1 protein-coding gene is annotated in these 518 nt (G+C 40.9%); it reads left to right on the top strand.

Going from position 1 to position 518, the window contains the following annotated elements:
* Positions 1 to 40: 40 nt before the first annotated feature.
* Positions 41 to 518, top strand: a 478-nt coding sequence (locus ACS8FD_RS24560; RefSeq protein WP_439277765.1) for an AMP-binding protein, incomplete at its 3' end; no start/stop codon positions are given.

The raw sequence follows: 518 nt of genomic DNA, 5'->3' as shown, positions 1-518 counted from the left end.
GTACTCTTGCCATACTATTTTATTATCAAGGATGACAATAATGACAACGATACTCAACCAACATGAGAACTACCAACAAGCCGAAGAAGCGTATGGTTTTCCTTTGATTATCAAACAGCTGCTAAACCGTGCAAAGATCGCCTCTACTCAGCAAACCATCAGTTATGCCGATAAGGTGACTTATACGTATGCTGAATTTTTTAAGCGGGTTAATCGCTTGGCAAACGTACTTAAAAATATGGGTTTGCAAGCAGGTGATGTGGTTGCGGTCATGGATTGGGACAGTCATCGTTACCTTGAAGCGTATTTTGCCGTGCCCATGTCTGGCATGATTTTGCAAATGGTCAATGTACGCTTGGCTGAAGATAAAGTGCTGTACACCATTAACCATGCCAAACCAAAAGCCTTGTTATTAAATGCTGAATTTGAGCCCATGGCTAAAAATTACCGTCATGAAGCCCCTTCTATTGAGAAAATTATCTGGCTTGATGACACTGACTTTGATGGTACTGGTTTTA

It is taken from the genome of Psychrobacter sp. 1U2, assembly GCF_051847575.1.
Note: the sequence above shows the minus strand (reverse complement) of the source record. Positions and strands in the feature narration are given on the sequence as shown.